23 protein-coding genes and 2 tRNA genes are annotated in these 18,533 nt (G+C 61.5%); 9 read left to right on the top strand and 16 right to left on the bottom strand.

The window, feature by feature from the left end; all coding sequences use genetic code 11:
* Window positions 1–59 precede the first annotated feature (59 nt).
* The 3 genes from P3T20_RS19525 to P3T20_RS19515 all read right to left on the bottom strand — a co-directional run bounded on the left by P3T20_RS19525 (window position 60) and on the right by P3T20_RS19515 (window position 2,887).
* Window positions 60–710 (bottom strand): trimeric intracellular cation channel family protein, encoded by a 651-nt coding sequence (locus tag P3T20_RS19525; RefSeq protein WP_074264878.1) that lies wholly within the window; start codon window positions 708–710, stop codon window positions 60–62.
* A gap of 96 nt (window positions 711–806) precedes the next feature.
* Window positions 807–2,333 carry a tetratricopeptide repeat-containing sulfotransferase family protein gene (locus tag P3T20_RS19520; protein WP_074264879.1) on the bottom strand — a complete coding sequence of 509 codons (1,527 nt, stop codon included), beginning with the start codon at window positions 2,331–2,333 and terminating at the stop codon, window positions 807–809.
* A 299-nt stretch (window positions 2,334–2,632) separates the two neighbouring features.
* Entirely contained in the window at window positions 2,633–2,887 is a 255-nt protein-coding gene (locus tag P3T20_RS19515; RefSeq protein ID WP_074264880.1) for a hypothetical protein, read from the bottom strand.
* Window positions 2,888–3,242: 355 nt separating this feature from the next.
* Here P3T20_RS19515 and dusA point away from each other — a divergent pair, with 355 nt between their 5' ends.
* Together dusA and P3T20_RS19505 are read left to right on the top strand one after the other, a co-directional pair.
* Window positions 3,243–4,244 (top strand): tRNA dihydrouridine(20/20a) synthase DusA, encoded by a 1,002-nt coding sequence (gene dusA / locus P3T20_RS19510; protein ID WP_074264881.1) that lies wholly within the window; start codon window positions 3,243–3,245, stop codon window positions 4,242–4,244.
* An 88-nt stretch (window positions 4,245–4,332) separates the two neighbouring features.
* Window positions 4,333–4,408, top strand: a tRNA-His gene (locus P3T20_RS19505).
* A gap of 356 nt (window positions 4,409–4,764) precedes the next feature.
* On the opposite strand, the gene P3T20_RS19500 is transcribed toward P3T20_RS19505, so the two are convergent.
* Window positions 4,765–5,592 (bottom strand): SH3 domain-containing protein, encoded by an 828-nt coding sequence (locus P3T20_RS19500; protein WP_429287577.1) that lies wholly within the window; start codon window positions 5,590–5,592, stop codon window positions 4,765–4,767.
* 585 nt (window positions 5,593–6,177) lie between these two features.
* Between P3T20_RS19500 and P3T20_RS19495 the strand changes: the two genes are divergently transcribed.
* The gene (locus P3T20_RS19495) at window positions 6,178–6,549 is read left to right on the top strand and encodes a hypothetical protein (RefSeq protein ID WP_074264883.1); all 372 of its coding nucleotides are present in this window, start codon (window positions 6,178–6,180) and stop codon (window positions 6,547–6,549) included.
* A 252-nt stretch (window positions 6,550–6,801) separates the two neighbouring features.
* Complete coding sequence (locus P3T20_RS19490) at window positions 6,802–7,047, top strand: hypothetical protein (protein ID WP_074264884.1); 246 nt, start codon at window positions 6,802–6,804, stop codon at window positions 7,045–7,047.
* Window positions 7,048–7,124: 77 nt separating this feature from the next.
* Here the strand turns inward: P3T20_RS19490 and P3T20_RS19485 are convergent, their stop codons facing one another.
* From P3T20_RS19485 to ssuD, 4 genes are read right to left on the bottom strand one after another with little or no spacing between them, the layout of a single operon-like run.
* Window positions 7,125–7,340 (bottom strand): TOBE domain-containing protein, encoded by a 216-nt coding sequence (locus P3T20_RS19485; protein ID WP_074264885.1) that lies wholly within the window; start codon window positions 7,338–7,340, stop codon window positions 7,125–7,127.
* A gap of 54 nt (window positions 7,341–7,394) precedes the next feature.
* Entirely contained in the window at window positions 7,395–8,288 is an 894-nt protein-coding gene (locus P3T20_RS19480) for an ATP-binding cassette domain-containing protein (RefSeq protein WP_429287576.1), read from the bottom strand.
* Complete coding sequence (gene ssuC / locus P3T20_RS19475) at window positions 8,285–9,091, bottom strand: aliphatic sulfonate ABC transporter permease SsuC (RefSeq protein WP_074264887.1); 807 nt, start codon at window positions 9,089–9,091, stop codon at window positions 8,285–8,287. The genes P3T20_RS19480 and ssuC overlap by 4 nt, the downstream gene beginning before the upstream one ends.
* A gap of 49 nt (window positions 9,092–9,140) precedes the next feature.
* Complete coding sequence (gene ssuD, locus P3T20_RS19470) at window positions 9,141–10,298, bottom strand: FMNH2-dependent alkanesulfonate monooxygenase (protein WP_074264888.1); 1,158 nt, start codon at window positions 10,296–10,298, stop codon at window positions 9,141–9,143.
* A 580-nt stretch (window positions 10,299–10,878) separates the two neighbouring features.
* Between ssuD and P3T20_RS19465 the strand changes: the two genes are divergently transcribed.
* Complete coding sequence (locus P3T20_RS19465; RefSeq protein WP_074264889.1) at window positions 10,879–11,304, top strand: hypothetical protein; 426 nt, start codon at window positions 10,879–10,881, stop codon at window positions 11,302–11,304.
* 63 nt (window positions 11,305–11,367) lie between these two features.
* Here P3T20_RS19465 and P3T20_RS19460 read toward each other — a convergent pair whose 3' ends face one another.
* Both P3T20_RS19460 and P3T20_RS19455 read right to left on the bottom strand, forming a co-directional pair.
* Window positions 11,368–12,501 carry an enoyl-CoA hydratase/isomerase family protein gene (locus P3T20_RS19460; protein WP_429287575.1) on the bottom strand — a complete coding sequence of 378 codons (1,134 nt, stop codon included), beginning with the start codon at window positions 12,499–12,501 and terminating at the stop codon, window positions 11,368–11,370.
* Between the two features lie 45 nt (window positions 12,502–12,546).
* Window positions 12,547–13,443 (bottom strand): TetR/AcrR family transcriptional regulator, encoded by an 897-nt coding sequence (locus tag P3T20_RS19455; RefSeq protein ID WP_429287574.1) that lies wholly within the window; start codon window positions 13,441–13,443, stop codon window positions 12,547–12,549.
* A 130-nt stretch (window positions 13,444–13,573) separates the two neighbouring features.
* Between P3T20_RS19455 and P3T20_RS19450 the strand changes: the two genes are divergently transcribed.
* Complete coding sequence (locus P3T20_RS19450; protein WP_429287573.1) at window positions 13,574–14,545, top strand: NAD-dependent epimerase/dehydratase family protein; 972 nt, start codon at window positions 13,574–13,576, stop codon at window positions 14,543–14,545.
* A gap of 31 nt (window positions 14,546–14,576) precedes the next feature.
* Here P3T20_RS19450 and P3T20_RS19445 read toward each other — a convergent pair whose 3' ends face one another.
* Both P3T20_RS19445 and P3T20_RS19440 read right to left on the bottom strand, forming a co-directional pair.
* A complete protein-coding gene (locus tag P3T20_RS19445) occupies window positions 14,577–14,864 on the bottom strand; it encodes a DUF1488 domain-containing protein (RefSeq protein ID WP_074264893.1) in 288 nt (95 codons plus the stop codon).
* A gap of 137 nt (window positions 14,865–15,001) precedes the next feature.
* On the bottom strand, window positions 15,002–15,274 hold the full coding sequence (locus P3T20_RS19440) for a hypothetical protein (protein WP_074264894.1): 273 nt from the start codon (window positions 15,272–15,274) through the stop codon (window positions 15,002–15,004).
* A 291-nt stretch (window positions 15,275–15,565) separates the two neighbouring features.
* On the opposite strand from P3T20_RS19440, the gene P3T20_RS19435 reads away from it, so the two are divergent.
* Window positions 15,566–15,952 (top strand): hypothetical protein, encoded by a 387-nt coding sequence (locus tag P3T20_RS19435; protein ID WP_429287572.1) that lies wholly within the window; start codon window positions 15,566–15,568, stop codon window positions 15,950–15,952.
* A gap of 11 nt (window positions 15,953–15,963) precedes the next feature.
* On the opposite strand, the gene P3T20_RS19430 is transcribed toward P3T20_RS19435, so the two are convergent.
* Together P3T20_RS19430 and P3T20_RS19425 are read right to left on the bottom strand one after the other, a co-directional pair.
* Window positions 15,964–16,302, bottom strand: a complete 339-nt coding sequence (locus P3T20_RS19430) for a DMT family transporter (protein ID WP_074264896.1) — start codon at window positions 16,300–16,302, stop codon at window positions 15,964–15,966.
* A 4-nt stretch (window positions 16,303–16,306) separates the two neighbouring features.
* The gene (locus P3T20_RS19425) at window positions 16,307–16,804 is read right to left on the bottom strand and encodes a heme-degrading domain-containing protein (RefSeq protein WP_429287571.1); all 498 of its coding nucleotides are present in this window, start codon (window positions 16,802–16,804) and stop codon (window positions 16,307–16,309) included.
* A gap of 216 nt (window positions 16,805–17,020) precedes the next feature.
* Between P3T20_RS19425 and P3T20_RS19420 the strand changes: the two genes are divergently transcribed.
* Window positions 17,021–17,097 (top strand) — tRNA-Met (locus tag P3T20_RS19420).
* Window positions 17,098–17,239: 142 nt separating this feature from the next.
* On the opposite strand, the gene P3T20_RS19415 is transcribed toward P3T20_RS19420, so the two are convergent.
* Window positions 17,240–17,581 (bottom strand): hypothetical protein, encoded by a 342-nt coding sequence (locus P3T20_RS19415; RefSeq protein ID WP_143787518.1) that lies wholly within the window; start codon window positions 17,579–17,581, stop codon window positions 17,240–17,242.
* A gap of 1 nt (window position 17,582) precedes the next feature.
* On the bottom strand, window positions 17,583–17,756 hold the full coding sequence (locus tag P3T20_RS19410; protein ID WP_167379388.1) for a hypothetical protein: 174 nt from the start codon (window positions 17,754–17,756) through the stop codon (window positions 17,583–17,585).
* A gap of 226 nt (window positions 17,757–17,982) precedes the next feature.
* Between P3T20_RS19410 and P3T20_RS19405 the strand changes: the two genes are divergently transcribed.
* Complete coding sequence (locus tag P3T20_RS19405; RefSeq protein WP_074264900.1) at window positions 17,983–18,528, top strand: NUDIX hydrolase; 546 nt, start codon at window positions 17,983–17,985, stop codon at window positions 18,526–18,528.
* Window positions 18,529–18,533: the final 5 nt, after the last annotated feature.

Genomic DNA, 18,533 nt, shown 5'->3' with positions numbered 1-18,533 from the left:
TCGCCGGTGTTTGAGCGAAGGAAGATTGTCCGTAGGTATCCTTATCAACTCCGTTGCGCCTAGTAACCCGAAGCCTTCGGAAGATGCCAGCCAAACGTGACGGCCGCCATTCGCAGCGCGAAACACGCCAACCCGCCTGCGAATGCGGCCCAACCCGGCGACACGCCGGCGCGACGCGCAAGCACCACCACCAGCGCACCGAAAAAAGCCGCGCTCGCGTAGATATCCGCCCGCAGTACAAGGGGCACACGGGCCAGCAGGATATCGCGGATCACGCCGCCACCCACCCCCGTGATGGTGCCCATCAGCATCGCAACAAACGGACGGATCTTGTAGAGCAGCGCTTTCTCAACCCCGGCCACGGCGAACAACGCGAGGCCCGCGGCGTCCAGCACGGTCACCACCAGACCCGCAACCGGCGGCACAAACGAATGAAGCACGAAGGTGAGCAGACCCGCTGCGAACGTCAGCGCCGGATAGCGCCAATCGCGGATGGCGCTTGGCGGTGTCGCGCCGAGCAGCAGGTCGCGGATCACGCCGCCGCCGAGTGCGGCGACGAACGATATGACCATCACCCCCAGCAGATCGAGACTGCCGCGCATCGCGCTGACCGCCCCCTCGACTGCAAATACAAACGTGCCGGCCAGATCGGCCGCCCAGATGACTGTCTCGACGTTTAACCTTGTTTTGCTGATCGACAGTGTTGGCATTGCCCTGTCACCCCTACCCTCGTTTGAGTTGTCGAAAGGTATCGCGGAAACAGGCCAAAGAGGGAAATTTTTTCAGTCGCAGGCGGACGGCCCGCGTCAGACGGCACTCCGCTTGCGATCTGCCTCCATCAGCGCGGGGCCAAGGCCATCGTAGAGAGGCTGAAGGAGTTCCGCGGCCGGACGCCAGCGTTCGAGCGAGGTGCGGAACAACGGCTTGCGCACCTGCGAAGCGCTCGCGGTATTCACCTGACGCTGGGTCTGGTGGAACGCGAGACAACGTTCGTCCCAGTCGAGCCCGCAGTGCGCGAGCATGCGTCGCACGTTGCCCTCGAGATCGTTCACGAGGTCCTCGTATTGCACCTCGATCATCACGCCCGGAGGTAGCGCCTCGCGCCAGTGGGCCATCAGTGCATCGTACGCACGGTAGTAGCGGCCCAGTTCGCCCAGGTCGTAGCCAAACGGGACGTCCTGGAAGATGCGCGAGTAAATCGACAGGCAGACTTCTACCGGCGAACGGCGGCTATGGATGAACCGTGCATTCGGCAACGCCAGATGGATCAGGCCGACGTTGATGAAGTTGAACGGATACTTGTCGGTAATGCGCCCGTAGCTCGATGCGTCAGGCACCTCGACGCCAATGCGGCGCACGTAGTCCGCGCCGAGCGGAGCCAGCTGCACAGCAGTCGCCGAACGCATGTCGTCGAAGTTGAGCTTGTGTTTGTCCGCCTCGCTGCGCGCGAGCGCGTTCACCAACGCCTTGCCGAAATCCGGACGCTCTCCCGCACCGAAGACCTGCGGATGGCTCGCCAGGATCTGCTCGATCAGCGTCGATCCGGAACGCGGCATCCCAACGATAAAAACCGGCGACGTGGACGGATCGCCGAGACCTCGTTTGGCTTTCAACACCTCTGCGTTCAGCAGGCGAGGCAGATGACCGAACAGGTCCAGCGTCATGGCCTCGTTGTAGTTCACGCCACGGCGATACATCGTATTGGCTTTCAGCAGATGCTCGAACGACTGGTCATGCTGGCCGAGATCGCCTAGCGCGTGACCCATGGCGAAATGCAGTTGCGCCTGATTGTCCGGGGTCATCGCAGCGGCGTGCCGCACCAGCTTTTGCATCGTGACGAAGCATGGATCGTCGAGCGTCATGCGCTTCGACTGAACGAAATTGCGGTAGTACACCATGCTGTGCGGCGCGATCTCGATCGCACGGCGGTAAGCCGCATGCGCCTCGTCGAAACGACCCAGCGATTGGAGACAGTTCGCCATGTTGTTGTACGAACCGTCGACCAGCGTGCCCAGTTGCGCCGCCCGCCGATAACTGAGCACCGCCTCTTCGAGTTGATGCATCTGCTCGAGAATCCAGCCGATGTTGTGATGGATGTCCGCGTTGTTGGGGTCGAGCGCCTGCGCCTGGCGGTAACGCTCCAGCGCTTCCGGGAGGCGCTCCATTCTGGCGAGCGTCGAGCCGAGGTTGTTGTAGACGCCGGGGTCTGCCGGCCGCTCGAGTCGAACCTGTTCGTAGCACGCGAGCGCTTCCTCGAACTCACCGCGTTCGGCGCACGCGTTACCACGGGCGAACCAGTCGTCCGCTGTTGCCAGCTGTTTGTCTTGCGTCATGGACGGCCAGAAATCGCGACTAAAAGCACCGTTGAGCGGCGGGCGGCGTACGTCGTACCAATAGAGCGCGAACTTAGCAGGAATGCGTCAGAACTTGATTTCCAAATTTCACAAACTGTTACAGGAGGAGTAACGGTGTGAGGTAGCGGCGAACACGACGTGAGGATGCGGTAGCTGCCAGGATAAAATTGCATGCAGCCAATAAAAAACGCCAGGCTCTGCCGGCGATTGCCTCCAGAGTCTGGCGTTTCTTCACAAGGCGTTCCTTGCGAACGCCTTGCGTTACCCGATTACTGCAATTACTGAGCTTGCTGGCCGTTCGAAACCTGATGCGAGCCCGATTGCGACGACGTTGCGTTCACACCGCCGTATGCGTTCTGGTCTGCAGCAGCGCGCTCGGCGGCAACGGTTTGCACGCTTTGGCCTTGTTGCGAAGCCGGAGCACCAACGCCCGGACGATAGAATGGTGCCGGGCCGTAGCCGCTGGCGAAAGCAGGTGCTGCGAGCGAGGCGGAAGCGGCAACCAACAGGGCGGCGATAAGCTTGTTCTTCATGATGACTCCAATAAATGTTTCGGATTTCGTTTCAGGAAGACGTCGCGACATGGTGCTGCTAAGGCTGTCTGCAACATCGATGGGAATAAGTGTATTCCCTTACTATCGAGATTTTATACTGATAATCCGAAATAACTTTTCTTGTGGCTGAAACAATCCGTCAGCGCCTTACCTGAGGCGGATGACAAGGGGGTCAGGACTACCCAAAAAGATGTCAGGGTCAATTTTATTCTGGCCCTTCTTTTATCTGTCACGCCCCCAACAAGCCGGCTCCGCAACACCGGCGGCGCGCCGCTCGGACTCTTGCCGGCTTGCGGTAAAATTGCGGTTTGATTTCCGCCGCCGGCCGTTTCCCATGTCTCTCGCCCTACCCGCCAATCCACGTCGCGTCAGTGTTGCGCCGATGATGGACTGGACTGATCGCCACTGCCGTTCGCTGCATCGCGTGCTGTCGCGCCATACGTGGCTTTACACGGAGATGGTGACGACCGGCGCGCTGCTGCATGGCGACGTCCCCCGCCATCTGGCATTCACGCCTCACGAAGCCCCGGTTGCGCTGCAACTGGGCGGCAGCGAACCCGACGATCTCGCCCGCTCGGCAAAACTCGGCGAACAGTGGGGCTACGACGAAATCAACCTGAATTGCGGCTGTCCGTCGGAGCGGGTGCAGCGCGGCGCATTCGGTGCATGCCTGATGAACGAACCGCAACTGGTGGCCGACTGCGTCAAGGCGATGCGCGACGCTGTTTCGGTGCCGGTGACGGTCAAACATCGGATCGGTGTCGACGCGGTGGAGGAATATGGCTTCGTGCGCGATTTTGTCGGCACGATTGCCGAGGCCGGCTGCGAAGTGTTCATCGTGCATGCGCGCAATGCGATTCTGAAAGGCCTCAGCCCCAAAGAGAATCGCGAGATTCCGCCGCTCAAATACGATTTCGCGTATCAGCTAAAGCGTGATTTTCCGCAGCTCGAGATCATCATCAACGGTGGTATCAAGACGCTCGACGAAGTCGAACTGCATTTGCAACACGTCGACGGTGTAATGCTGGGCCGCGAGGCTTATCACAACCCGTATGTGCTGGCCGATGTCGACGCGCGCTTTTATGGCTCGACCGCTGTCCCGGTGACACGCGAAGAGGCCGAAGCGAAACTGATCGAATATTGCGCGGCTGAACTCGCGCGCGGCACGTTCCTTGGTGCGATCACGCGTCATGCGCTTGGACTGTACCGCGGTGTGGCCGGCGCACGCGGCTGGCGTCGCGTGCTTTCGGACAGCAAAAAACTGGCCGCGCGCGATCTCGCGATTTTCGACGAAGCAAGACAGCATCTGCGCGAGCCCGCCGAAATCTTTGAATAAAGGGCTAGGCAAATACAGATCATGTTTGTATAATCTCGCTTCTTGATCGGCAAGCCAGTTCTTGGTGAGCCAAGCAGATGTTCCAGTGGTGGCTGTAGCTCAGTTGGTAGAGTCCAGGATTGTGATTCCTGTCGTCGTGGGTTCGAGTCCCATCAGCCACCCCACTTTCCCCAAAGCTGTTGCGTGCTAGTTCCTCCGTCAGGGATATTTGAGCTTTTTCGGCTTGCGACTTCGTTATGGCTTTTTGTCGTCCGGCGAAGCTCATCATTCGCGCCTGTTACCAGAACCCAGTTGTCGCTTTTGTCCTTGCGATAAAACTCGCGCACGTACACCTTCCGCTTTATTCCTCTGCATTCATTTCGCACTCCATCGCGTCTGCGATAAAACTCATCTCCCAAACGAAATACGCCGCGATGGCATCGTCTACCAACGCGGCGCATGTAAGTCGGCTGACCGCAGCGACATAAGCCACTGCAAAGAAGACCGCATCTCTACCGTCTTCCTCGTTTAGCCAACCACCCTAGTTGTGCTGCTCATGTCCCTCATGACCGCCTCCATGCTCCTGTGGAGCAGGACCATGGGCCGGCGGCGGACCCGCGTGTTGCGGCGGCGGGGCAGCGTGCTGCGCGGGCGGCCCTCCGGGCGCCCCACTGTGTTCCGGCGGCGGACCCGCGTGGACCGGCGGCTGCGCGACATGCGCCGGAGGCGCGCCGGCTCCCGGAGGAAGACCACCATGGCCAGGCGGCGGCCCTTCATGTCCCGGCTGTGGCTCACCACGCCCAGGCGGCGGCCCTTCATGTCCCGGCTGCGGCTCACCATGGCCAGGCGGCGGTCCTTCGTGTCCGGGTGGCGGACCACCATGCCCAGGCGGCGGTCCTTCATGCCCAGGGGGCGGGCCGCCATGGCCCGGCGGAGGCCCACCGCGTCCGGGCGGCGGCGGTGGGTGATGCGCCCAACGCTGCTGGTCGTTATACCAGGGCCGTCCGCGGTAATGGCTGCCCCAATATGAGCCGATCGAAAACGTCACAATAGGCAGGCCAATCGCCGTTCCATAAGTGAGGATCGGCACGTTGCTCCCCTGATACGGATAACTGAGACTGCCTGCGTAGACCCAGCCACGCACATCCGGCGCCGCCACGTCGCACCAGCTATACCCGCTGACGCAACCCATCACCGTCACTGGCGCGCCGGGAGGTAACTGGGACACTGCGGGGTAATCATCCGCCGGTCCCGCATAGAGATTCACCGGACTATTGGTGTAAGCCTGCGACTGTGCGAACGCCACGCCTGGTAAGGTCAACAGGCCGGCAGCGCCGGCCAGCAATCCGCTAACGACTCGTTTTCGCATCGCCCTTCCCCTGTGATTCATTTATCTTCACGTCCTGCATGATGCGAACGCTCCCTTGGTAATGCCTTATGTGCCGGGCAGCAATAACCGTTCCCAGCACTCGGGACGCGGGGTTGGGCGCATGGTCCATGCGTCGTTCGTATGAGGAGGCTTTCCTGAGATAAACCGTCGATCGACAACTAACCTTCAATCAATTGCTCGCGGCGCCCGCCCGCTCCACTCAATCAGGATTCCTTTGTATATTCATACAAGTGATGCGACTACATCCCGCCTCGTCAACCCGGTATCCGTTCCAGTCCTTCACCGCCTCGCGGTGTCACGTCGGGACGGCACGGGGTAAACAAAAGCTCTCCACAGAATCGCGCGGCGTCAGGTGCCGTAAGGCGCGTTAAGCTGCGGTGAAACCTGCGGCATCGCCACCGGCTCTACACTAGGTACTCCTCTTCCCTGAGAGGGTTTGTCTCTCACACTCTTGCGGCCCACTTCCCCTGGTGGGCCTTTTTTTTGCCCTTGCCAAAACCTGCAGGCATACGGGCGCCTGCCCTACAATAGCCGGCTAATCGATCTGGTATGAGGATGTAGCACATGCAGTCAAGAATCAGAACACACGCCCGGACGCTCGCGCTGACGTTGCTCACGGCGTGCTTCACGCTCAACGCGAAAGCCGAAATGACGGCGGACCAATACAAGAAGTGGGCGCACGCGGACAACAGCTCGGTCTACGCCGCCTACATCACCGGCGCGATCAATGAACTGGGCTGGGCAAACGGCGACCTGATAGCGAAAAAGCGCCCTCCGCTCTTCTGTCCGCCCGAACAGCTGCCTATCGGCGCGCAGACCGTGTACCCGCTGCTGGATGAGTTTTTCACCAACCACCCGGGCCTCTCCGACGACTTCCCGGTCGGCCTTGCGATCCTGCGCTCGCTGCAGGCAGCGTTTCCGTGCCCGACCAAGTAAGCCCAACGTGACTTGTGGGCGCGCCCCTGTTTTGCGGGCACCGCCGAAGGCGGCATAGGACGGGCTGGATCGACCTAAGCCGACCTCAGCCTATAAAAACGGCATCCGCGGAAAATCCCGCCGCGAGGAATCTGAAAGGGAAGCGAATTTTCCTGTCAGGCCGTGGTCTACCCGAGACGGACAGCGGATCGCTTGACAGGGCCGGGCGCGGCCGCTGATCAGGCACCGCAAGGCACGGCCAAGGAGGATCGGATGAAACCAGGCAAATCTGCATTGCTCGCAGCGGCTTGCGCGCTCGCTGTATTGACCGTCGCACCCCAGGGGGCGCTCGCGCAGACGCCGCCGAAGGATAGCGGCGCTTCGATGGTAAAACCGCCTGACGCGGCCGGCACGACCAATCCGGCGAATCCCGACAACATGCCGGTCAAACGTCCTCCCGCCCCTACGCACGACAAGATGACGCATGAGCCGCCTGCCAGCGCAGCCGTCGCCAAATAAAACGCGGCAAAGGTAGCGATGCGGCATATCCCTGCCGCACGACTACCCCTGCCGCGCGAATGCAAAACTGCGTGGCCTCAGAGCCGCGCGATCGACACCTCGGTCGACTTCACCAGCGCCACCACTTCGGAGCCGACCTGAAGGTCGAGCTCGTCGACCGAACGCGTCGTAATCACCGAGGTGACGATACCAAACGGCGTTTCCACGTCGACTTCGGACACCACCGATCCGCGGATGATTTCCTTGACCTTGCCCTTGAACTGATTACGTACGTTGATTGCGGAAATGCTCATTTCGAGTGACTCCAGTAGATCGATAAATCGAGAAAAAAGCTCAGGCAAGGACTGTCAGACAGCCCAACGGACTTCGCTAGGCCGCACGAGGCGGTCGTCGTGATGCGGATCGGGACGATAAGGAAGTGCATCGTCGTTCGACGTAGTCTTCAGCACGCGCTGCAGCACGTGATCCTCAAGCGCGGCGAATCCCGCCGACGCACGTGCACGCGGCCGCTCGAGCGGCACGGGCTGATCAAGCGCAATACGGCCGTCTTCGATCAACAGGATCCGGTCGCCCAGCGCAACCGCTTCATGCACATCGTGGGTGACAAGCAGCGCGGTAAAGCGATGCTCGAGCCACAGGCGTTCGATCAGCGCATGCATTTCGATCCGCGTCAGTGCGTCGAGCGCGCCGAGTGGCTCATCGAGCAGCAGCAGTTGCGGACGGTGCACCAGCGCACGCGCGAGCGCCACCCGTTGACGCTGACCGCCGGACAACTGCGCCGGCCAGTCGTTGGCGCGTTCGAGCAGACCGACTTCATTGAGGACCGCTCGCGCATCCTCGCGCGCGCCGCGTCCTAGCCCCAGCATCACGTTGTTCAAAACACTCTTCCACGGCAACAGACGCGCGTCCTGAAACATGATGCGGGTATCGAGAGGCTGACCATCCTCGGCGCGCTTTTCCAGCACACCGGCAGTAGGCTTCTCGAGTTCGGCGACGAGCCGCAGCAAGGTGGATTTACCGCAGCCGCTGCGGCCGACAATCGCGACGAAGCTGCCACGCTCGATCGACAGATCGAAGTCCGTCAGTACGGCGCGTTCGCCATACCGTTTGCCGACGCCGCGCAATTCGACCGCGTGATCGGTGCCGCGCTGTGCCTGGCGCGCAAGCGGTGCGGCGGCAGCGGCGTCCACCACACCTGCGATACCGCCAAAGCTCGTCGTCGAAAAGGTCGGGCTGCTCATGCTTTCGCTCCTCGTTGATAGGCCGGATGCCAGCGCAACGTGACGCGTTCAAGCGTTTTCGCCAGCAGGTCGGCGAGCTTCCCAAGCCCCGCATACAGCAGAATGCCGACCACCACGACATCGGTCTGCAGGAATTCGCGCGCATTCATCGTCATGTAGCCGATGCCCGATTGCGCAGAGATCGTTTCAGCGACGATCAGCGTGACCCACATCAAGCCGAACGCAAACCGCACGCCAACGAGAATCGACGGCAGCGCGCCCGGCAGGATCACATCCCAATACAGCCGGAAACCTTTCACGCCATAACTGCGCGCCATTTCGATCAGGTTGGCATCGACCGAGCGTATGCCGTGGAACGTATTCACATAGACCGGGAAAAACACGCCGAGCGCGACGAGAAACACCTTCGCCTCTTCCTCGATCCCGAACCACAGGATCACGAGCGGGATCATCGCCAGCGCGGGGATATTGCGGACCATCTGCACGGTCGAGTCGAGCACGACTTCGACCGGTCTGAACAGCCCCGTCGCCAGTCCGAGCGCGAGGCCGATACCACCGCCGACCGCGAAACCCGACACCGCGCGCCAGGTGCTGACCTTCACATCGGCCCACATTTCGCCGGACTGGATCAGCGACCAGGCCGCCTTCACCACAGCGAGCGGTTCGGGCAATACGCGCGTCGAAAGGAGGCCGCTGCGCGCAGCGACTTCCCACGCGAGCAGGATCACAAGCGGGGCAATCCACGGCACAGCATGCCCGCCGATACGCCGCCAAACATTTTCGGTTCCACTGGATCGAGCCATGATTGCTTACTCCACTCCTTCTTGATGCAGGGGCCACGCCGGGACGCAATTAGCTGGCGCTGACCTTGGGCAAATGGATATTGCCGACGATTTCACCAAACGGCCCGGAAAGCGGCCCGCTCGCGCTGGTGCGCTTGCGGTTCGGCAACAGCGGGAACACCAGTTCGGCGAAGCGGTACGACTCCTCCAGGTGCGGGTAGCCGGACAGAATGAACGTATCGATGCCCAGATCCGCATACTCTTTCATGCGTGCGGCAACCTGCTCAGGACTACCGACCAGCGCCGTACCTGCACCACCGCGCACGAGCCCCACGCCTGCCCATACGTTCGGATAGACCTCGAGATCCGCGCGACCGCCGCGCTTGCCGCCATGCAACGCAGCCATGCGGCGCTGTCCTTCCGAATCCATCTTGGCAAACGATGCCTGCGCACGCGCGATGGTTTCGTCGTCGAGCTTGCTGATCAGCTTGTCGGCGGCGGCCCATGCTTCCTCTTCCGTCTCACGCACGATGACGTGAAAGCGAATCCCGAACTTGATCTTGCGGCCATGCGCTTCGGCACGCGCACGAATGTCGGCGATCTTCTTCGCGACCGCTTCCGGCGGCTCGCCCCAGGTCAGATACGTATCGATGTGCTCGCCGGCCATCTCATGGGCAGCCGGCGACGAGCCGCCGAACCACAGCGGCGGATGCGGGTTCTGCACAGGCGGATAGAGCAGCTTGCCGCCCTTCGACTGCAGATGCTTGCCTTCAAAGTCGATCGTATCGTTGGTATGCGCGGCGGCGAGCATCTTGCGCCAGATGTGCAGGAACTCGTCGGTGATCTCATAGCGCGTGTCGTGACTGACGAACACGCCGTCGCCTTCCAGCTCCGCTGCATCGCCGCCGGTCACCACGTTGATCAGCAGGCGCCCGCCCGAAAGACGGTCGAACGTCGATGCCATGCGCGCCGCCAGCCCCGGCGACGTGATGCCCGGACGGATCGCGACGAGGAACTTCAGACGCCGCGTCGCGGCGATCAGGCTCGAGGCGACCACCCACGCGTCTTCGCATGAACGGCCGGTCGGCAGCAGCACGCCCTCGTAGCCGAGCGTATCGGCGGCGACGGCGATCTGCTGGAAGTAGTCGTAATCGGCTGCGCGTGCGCCTTGGGACGTACCGAGATATCGGCTGTCGCCGTGAGTCGGGATGAACCAGAACACATTCATTTGCTGCTCCTGCTTGTTCGAGACTGGATTGATGAAGGACGAAAGGGCCGGCGGCCACGCGCTACCGGAGCGCGGCGGACCGGACCTGCGACGCTGGCCCGGGCGGTTGCCGGAGCACGCGTCGAGCGATAAACCGGAAAAGCGTGTCTACAGGACCGCGAAGATCGCGAGCGTCGTGCGATGCGGACTAGCGGCAGAGCCGGCCTTAGGCCCCGATGCGTGACTACCGGCAGACCAGACAGCAAGGCTCGGCGCGCCCGGGTGACGCAGCGAGGATGGCGGAGATCGGCTTCAGAGAGGACATCGCGACAGCTTCCCTTGACGAAACGTGCACCTCGGCGGGGCACGAAAAGTGGACGACGGCAGTCATGCCGTCTACATGGAGAAACAGTCTATGGATCGGCCCCAGGCTTTTGAACGATTTTTTTTAGCTTAGGTTTTCCACTTTCGTGATTAGCCTGACGCTAAAGCATACAAGCGGCTTGGCTGAAACCTGCCGGAGCGTCTATATAATGACGCGTCTTTCGATAATCCGGCGCGGGCCGTGTCAGTTGCGCCCGGGTCCTTGGCGCTGCATTGCATGCAAAAAATCATCCTGCCGTTCGTCTCCGGCTTTCTGGCTTCGCTATTTTTTCATGAGTCCACCCTCGGACTGCTGCATGCAGCCGGGCTGATCGATCCGGCAGGTTTCTCGACCGCGCCGTTTCAGCCGCTGGGGTTGCCTGAGTTCATCGCCAACGCCGTCTGGAGTGCCGTTTGGGCCGTGCTGATGGCGTGGCTGCTGCGCGTGGCGCCCGAGCGGCGTGCGCCGTGGATTCAGGCCTTCGTGTTCGGCGGCATCGTGCTGACCGCGGCAAGCGTCTTCGTGGTGGATCCGCTGCGGGGCATCTGGCCGAGCGGCAACATGCTGCCGCGCCTCGCCATGGGATTCGCGGCAAACGCCATGTGGGGATGGGGCGCGCTCGTGTTCATGCGTGCCTTTATGGCGTTCGAAGACGAGGAATGACGCCGACACCGGCGCGGCTGCGATTTCGCTGATGCGGCGCCGGTACTCCGGAGATTCGGGCGTTTAGCCCTGCAGATCGGCCAACGGATGCTCGGCGGCCGGCCACGGACTGTCGAACATCCGCGCAACGTCGTCGGCTCCAACGTCTTCAATACGGGCGAAACGCCAGTGCGGCGCGTTGTCCTTGTCGATGATGCGGGCCCGAATGCCTTCGACCACGTCGCCGTGTTCAAAGCTCGTACGGGTCAGATCCAGATCGCGACGCAGGCAATCGGCCATCGCACCCTCCGCGCGTGTCACCACTTCCAGCGAAACGGCCATCGACAACGGCGAGCGTTCACGCAGCACGCCGATGGTCTGCTCGGCCCAGTCGGCGGCCTCGCAGCCGGTTTGTTCCGCTTCGAGCGAAGCCAGAATCTGCTTCATGTCCGGCAGCGCAAAATGCCCGTCGATCAAGGCGCGGGCACTGGCCAGCGGCGAAGTATCGGGCGTTGGAACGACCTTGTGGGCCGAGGTTTCGCGCTCGACGCACGCCACCACATCCGCGCCATGCTCGAACACCTCGGTACGCAACGTTTCGACGAGCGCGGGCAAGGCTTCATCGTCGATGTAGGTATCGGCGAGACCTGCGTACAGGGCATCGGCCGCCCCGATCGTCTCACCGGTCACGGCCAGATAGCGGCCGAGCGCGCCCGGCGTGCGGGCCAGGAACCAGCCCGCGCCGACATCGGGAAAGAGCCCGATGCGCGTTTCCGGCATCGCCATACGGGTCGACTGGGTCACCACGCGCAGGCCGCCCGTACGATGCGCCCCTTGCGAAATGCCCATCCCACCGCCCATCACCACGCCGTTCATCAGCGCAATGTAAGGCTTCGGATAGGTAAAGATGCTGTGATTGAGACGGTATTCCTCGATGAAGAACGTATCGCGCGCCGCCCCATCCCCGCGCTGAACGGACTCGTACAGGAAGCGGATATCGCCGCCCGCACAGAACGCGCGCGGATGCTGGCTGCGCACCACGACGGCGAGCACACCGGGTTCCTCGCGCCAAGCATCGAGAGAGGCCTGGATCGCGCGAATCATGCCGGTCGACAGTGCATTCAACGCTTTCGGGCGTTCGAGCTCGATAAAACCGATCCGGTTGGCAATGTAGGTGGTGACTTCCTCGCTGACGGCGGCGGCTTCAGAAATTGACATGACGTGACAGGTGAAAAGACCGGTGGATGGGAAGGCTGAACGTTATCACGCACCCGCCGCTTTACGCTTTGCGGCGGGGCGCCGTGCGCGCGGTGCCGTTGCAGATGGGGTGGCTGGTGCGGCCGGTGCGGCCGGTGCGGCCGGGCCAGCGGCCGGGATGTCGTTGGCCGCGGTCGCGACAACCACTGGTGCATCCCGGGACGCCGCCGGCGGCTCCCGCTCGCCGAACCAGGCGTCCAGCGCGGCGTCGATGATGGTTGCGAGCGGTGCAGTCGGAAACACCGGGCACGTGAGATTGAGCGCGACGATACCGTGCAGCGTGGCCCACAACACCTGGGAAAATACCGCGCCTTCCGCCGACGTGCGCAGGCGCCCTGCCGCTTTCAGTTCGTCGAGCGCGCTGACCATGAGACGCATCGCTGCGTCGCTCGAGTCGTCGGACGCCGCCGGGTTGATCAAGGCGGCCACGGGCTGAGTATGACTTTCGGGGTGCTTGTCAGCCCCTTTGTCAGCCCCTTTATCCGCCCCTTTGTCAGGCTCGCTGCCGGCGCCCTGTTCCGCTTCGGACGCCGCCCCGAGCGCGGCACCCATATACGTCGGATCCTCCATGAAGATCAGCCGGTATGTCTGCGGATGCGCGACGCCGAACCCCACATAGGCGTACGCCATCGCCTTGAGGCGCTCCGCGGGATCGGCAATCTGCGCGAGCGGCTCGAACGTGGCAAGAAGCTGCGCATACCCTTCGGTGCACAACGCGCGCGCAATCTCGTCGCGGCTTGCGAAGTACAGGTAGAGCGTGGCCGGTGAATATTCGATGGCGTCGGCAATCTTGCGCATCGACAGCGCAGCGAAGCCTTCGCGCACCACGATGCGCCGCGCCGCATCGAGGATGCGTTCGCGTAGCGCCTGCTTCTGGCGAGTCTTTCTTTCTGTGATTCCCATGGCATGCATTTTCCGGTTGACAAACTGAAAAGTCAAATTAAACTGAACACCGTTTACTGAACATCGTTCATAAAATTTTGACCGGCCACTCAACGGTAGTGTCCGGCAGCCACCTGTTCAAGGAGTCGTCATGGAAAACGCAGGAAAAGTCGGGCTGTTCGGCGCCGCGGGCGCTATCGGGCAAAGCATTGCTGTCGCGCTCGCCGCGGCCGGCCGTCACTATCGGGTCATCGGACGCTCGCGCAGTGCGCTCGAAGCGGCCTTCGGCCACGATCCGTATGCGGAAATCGTCACCTGGAACCCGGAAGATCCGGCGTCGGTTACAGCCGCGGCCCAAGGTCTGCGGACCGCGGTGTATCTGGTCGGGGTGCCCTATAACCAGTTCGAGAAGCATCCGCCGCTGATGGAAAAAACTTTGGCCGGCCTGAACGCAGCGGGCGTCGAGCGCCTGATCCTGATCGGCACGGTCTATCCCTATGGTCGCGCACGCAGCGAATTCGTGACGGAGAAGCATCCACGTGAGCCGCACACGTTCAAAGGAAAGATGCGGCTCGCCCAGGAAAATCTGGTGCTGGAGGCGCACGGTCGCAAGGGACTGTCGACGCTCGTGCTGCGCCTGCCGGACTTCTACGGCCCGGGCATCGAACGCAGCGTTCTGAATGGCGTTTTCGAAGGCGCGGCGCATGGCACGCGCGCGCAGATGGTCGGTCCCATCGATGTGCGGCACGAATTCGTGTTCGTGCCGGATGTCGGCCCGGTAGTCGAGACGCTCACGCGCACCCCCGAGGCCTACGGGCGCTGGCTGCACCTCGCCGGCCCCGGCACGATTACGCAGCGTGAGGTTGCCGAGAAAGCGTACGCACTAGCCGGACATAAGCTCAAGATGATGGTGGCCGGCAAGCCGATGCTGCGCGTGCTCGGCCTCTTCAATCCGATCATGCGCGAACTGGTGGAGATGAACTACCTGATGAGCGAGCCGCTCGTGCTCGACGACAGCGCGCTGCAAGCGTTGATCGGTCCGATCCGCAAGACCTCCTATGACGATGGGATCCGCATCGCGTTGGCAGGGGCCAGTTCGCAGCCACAACCGAACAGGCACTAAAGACGCGCGGTTTGACGCTTGGCCGGCAGCCTCACAGTCCGGCGACGTTGCCTGGCGGAAAGTGACCGCTCTTCAGCAACACCGGCGTGCCGTTGCTGATCTGCAAATGCTCGCGCGCCACTTCTTCAATACGGCCGCGCCCGGCATCGAATGCGCGCATCCAGCCTTCGAGATCTTCGGAGCGCGCGCCGAAATGGTCCTCGAGCGCTTCGACCGAGATCGCGCACGGCACGGTCTCGCCGTCGACCAGCGCGCGGAATACGACAGTCAGATTGGAATCGCGGTAAGCGGGCGCGTCCGCGGGAAACCGAATTTCCATGGTTGCCTCATCAGAAGAATCCGTCGGAAAAGCAGGCATCGGAACACGCAGTCCCGCTCGTTCGGGTGTCGCGCTTATGGTACTCGCCCGACCGGAACGTGGTCCACTCCCTAAAGCCGACACCGGGAGCACTTGCTTCAATCATGCTCAATCAACCGGTCGATGTAAGCTCTCGCGGACTGCTCGACATGTTCGAGCGCCTCTGCTTCTGTAGCGAAGCGATGTTCGCCGCCAAGGTCAAGCAACGTCTCGATACGATGCGAGTCATCCGGGCCACGCTGCGACAGGCTCACTGAGCCCACGTAAATCGCGTCGGGCGCGTTTGCCTCCGCTGCCTCATATGTGACAACGAGGCGCGCAGCGGCACTGATGAAGTAACCGCGGTACGGACCGCTCACACGTTCTGCCATATGCGTTCTCCTCGTTAATTTTCGCGAGTCCACCACGTTCGGCGCAGACCGGCGGACGCGCATCGTTGCGCGCCGAGGTGTTCCTCTAAGGTATAAGTCGCTTTTGAGCCCAATAAGTTCTGCGCGCGAGAACATGTTGTTGCCTTACGGACAACGCACGATCCCCAAACGCAGCGCGGACGCATCCTGGGGTCGGGTACGATCTGTGCGTCGGCCCACACGAACCTTGAATCGGCGATATGGGAGAATGTTTTTAGACTTCCGTCGTCATCCGTCTAAAAAGGAAACACCATGAAGCCACTTACGCGGGGCTGTCTCCCGTTTAGCCGACGCCTGGCCGCCATCGCCGCATGCGGCACCCGCCGCGGGTTTGCGCGCTACGCTGCGCTGCCCCTCGCCGTGCTGGCCACTGTCGGTCTTAGCGCATGTGCGTCGTCGAATACAACCTCGCTGATCAACCTGCCAAACGGAGAAACCGGCTTCGCGGTTAACTGCAGCGGCGCGGACGCCGACTCGAGCTGGGCATCGTGCTACGTGCAAGCGGGCCAGGCATGCGGCGCCACCGGCTACGACATCATCTCCAAAGACAACGACCAGGGCGGCCCGACAGGCGGCGGCGTCACCAACGTCGTTACGGCGAATGTGAAAAACCGTTCGATGATCGTCCGCTGCAAATAAAACGCGAGGCGTCAGTGCGCCTGCATCTTCGAGAACAGGTTGAGCACGACGACGCCGCAGATGATGAGCCCAAGTCCGAAAATGGCGGGCCAGTCGGGCACCTGACCGTAGAGCACCACGGCAACCAGCGTAATCAGAACAATGCCGACGCCCGACCAGATCGCATAAACGATGCCGACGGGAATGCTTCTGAGCGTCAACGAAAGACAGTAGAACGCCACGCCGTAACCCAGCACCACGACGACTGCGGGTAAAAGACGCGAGAAGCCCTCCGAGGCGCGTAGTGCGGAAGTGGCAATCACTTCCGCGACGATGGCAATGGCGAGCAGCACATACGGTGGCAAGCGCATCGGTTCAGGCCTTTGCCAGCGCGAGCTTGCTGTAGTCGTGACCGAGGTGCGCGCACAACGCCTCCACGACCAGTTCGTGATCCGATCGCTGCGGCAAGCCCGATACCGTCACCGAACCGATCACACCGGCACCGGCGACAATCAACGGAAACGCACCGCCATGCGACGCATATTCGCTGAGCGGCAAGCCGTGCTTTTCGGCGAGCGTGCTGCCCGCCTGCTGCATACGCAAACCGATTGCATAAGAGCTGCGCCGGAAATGCGCAACGGTGTTGCCCTTGCGGCGCGCCCAGTCGACGTTGTCAGGTGTCGCACCGGGGAGCAGATTGAAGAACAGCGGCTGACCGAACGTGCGTATGTCGATGGCCAGCGCGAGTCCGCGCGCATTGGCAAGCTCGTGCAGATAAGCGCCGAGTTGCCACGCACGGTCGGCATCGAATTGAGGAAACACCAGCGCGTTTTCCTGAGCGACAATCGACTGCAGATCGTGAACGATGTCCATGAGCGGGAAAGGAATGAAGGAAGGACACGCTGCAATCACTTGCCGATGACCAACGAAGATCAACGGAGTGGCAACGCAGATGGAACACGGATTCTAGCTGCAACAAGCCACTTCGCGAGCACGTAACAGCACCGCCATCATCCGTGCGTTGAAGTCGATTCTTAAAAAGGTATTGCACGGACAATCTGGTTCCGCTATAATCTTTTCTTCGACGGACGCGGGGTGGAGCAGTCTGGCAGCTCGTCGGGCTCATAACCCGAAGGTCGTAGGTTCAAATCCTACCCCCGCAACCAAGTAGCTAACGTCGAACAACATTAAGGGCTTGCCAAACCGGCAGGCCTTTTTTGTTTGCGTCTTTCTCGTTTGCGTCTCTTCTGCCTGCTTCCCTCTTGTTCATACTTTGTGCCCCACAGCTTTTCTTCCTTCGCGGCTTCGCTAAAAATTCTCGAGCATCGCATATAGCGCGATGATTCCGGCCGCACTCAAAAGCAAACGGTTACCCGACAGCAGCGCCTGCACCAGCGAACTTGAAAACACCGACACGGCCAGTACACACAGTGGGAAAAGACCAAGGCCGCCGAAAAAGTCCGCCGCAGTCATTTTGCAGAAAAACGCCCGCATTGGATGCACCCGCCTCGCAGAACGCCGCGTCGGCAAGCACACGCGTTTGACATAGCGGGCCCACGACCACGCGACCGCCATCAAGTAGGAAAATTCATCAACCCAACCTCCATCAATCTGTAGTCCGAACAGAGTTATGCCAACTTGTAGCGCCATGCTAGACGATATCAAATTCTGTGAGCGTCGCCGCTCCTGCGCCAATCACAATGCCTATTGTCTGCATATCAACCGACCGGTCGATCCAACCAAAGAACATGCTGGCCGTGACCCCGCCAATCACCCCACAACCGAAGATAAACCGAAGCTGTTCAAAGATTTTCCACTTGCGCATAATGCCCTTCCCCCACCGCGTGACAAGTGCCCTTACGAGGGCAACCAAATAGAGTAGCAATCCTAACGCAATCGCTCACCCCTTGCTAAGCGATTCTTTCGGATTAGCCATCCGGCCAGGGCCAGCGCTACTGCTCCGCGCTCCTGCTTTTCTCCAACTCAATCGCTCCCATCTTCAAAGCTCGCCCTGGTGATAAACTCCTATCACCATTCTTCGTCCCCTTCCTATGAAATTCTGTTCTGTCTGCGGTCACCCGGTCAGCCTGAGCATTCCGCCGGGCGACAATCGCGAGCGTTTTGTCTGCGCCAGTTGCGGTACCGTGCACTATCAGAATCCGCGCAACGTGGTCGGCACCATCCCCGTCTGGGACAACAAGGTGCTGCTCTGCCGCCGCGCCATCGAGCCGCGCTACGGTTACTGGACCTTGCCCGCCGGCTTCATGGAAATGGGTGAGACGACCTCCGAAGGGGCATCCCGCGAAACGCTGGAGGAAGCCGGCGCGCGCGTCGAGGTGCAAAACCTGTTCTCGCTGCTCAACGTGCCGCATGTGCATCAGGTGCATATTTTCTACCTGGCGCGGCTGCTCGATCTCGACGTGGATGCCGGCGAGGAAAGCCTCGAAGTAAAGCTGTTCGAGGAACACGAGATTCCGTGGGACGACATCGCGTTTCCCACCGTCGGCCAGACCTTGCGCTTCTATTTCGCTGACCGTCAGACCGGCAGTTACGGCCTGCACACCGGCGACATCTTCCGTTCGCTGCGCGAAGGCTGAGCGTC

This window comes from Paraburkholderia sp. GAS206C, from assembly GCF_050435645.1.
In the GTDB taxonomy this organism is placed as follows: Bacteria; Pseudomonadota; Gammaproteobacteria; order Burkholderiales; family Burkholderiaceae; genus Paraburkholderia; species Paraburkholderia phenazinium_B.
The sequence above is the reverse complement of the archived record's forward strand: the minus strand, read 5'-3'. Positions and strand labels throughout refer to the sequence as shown.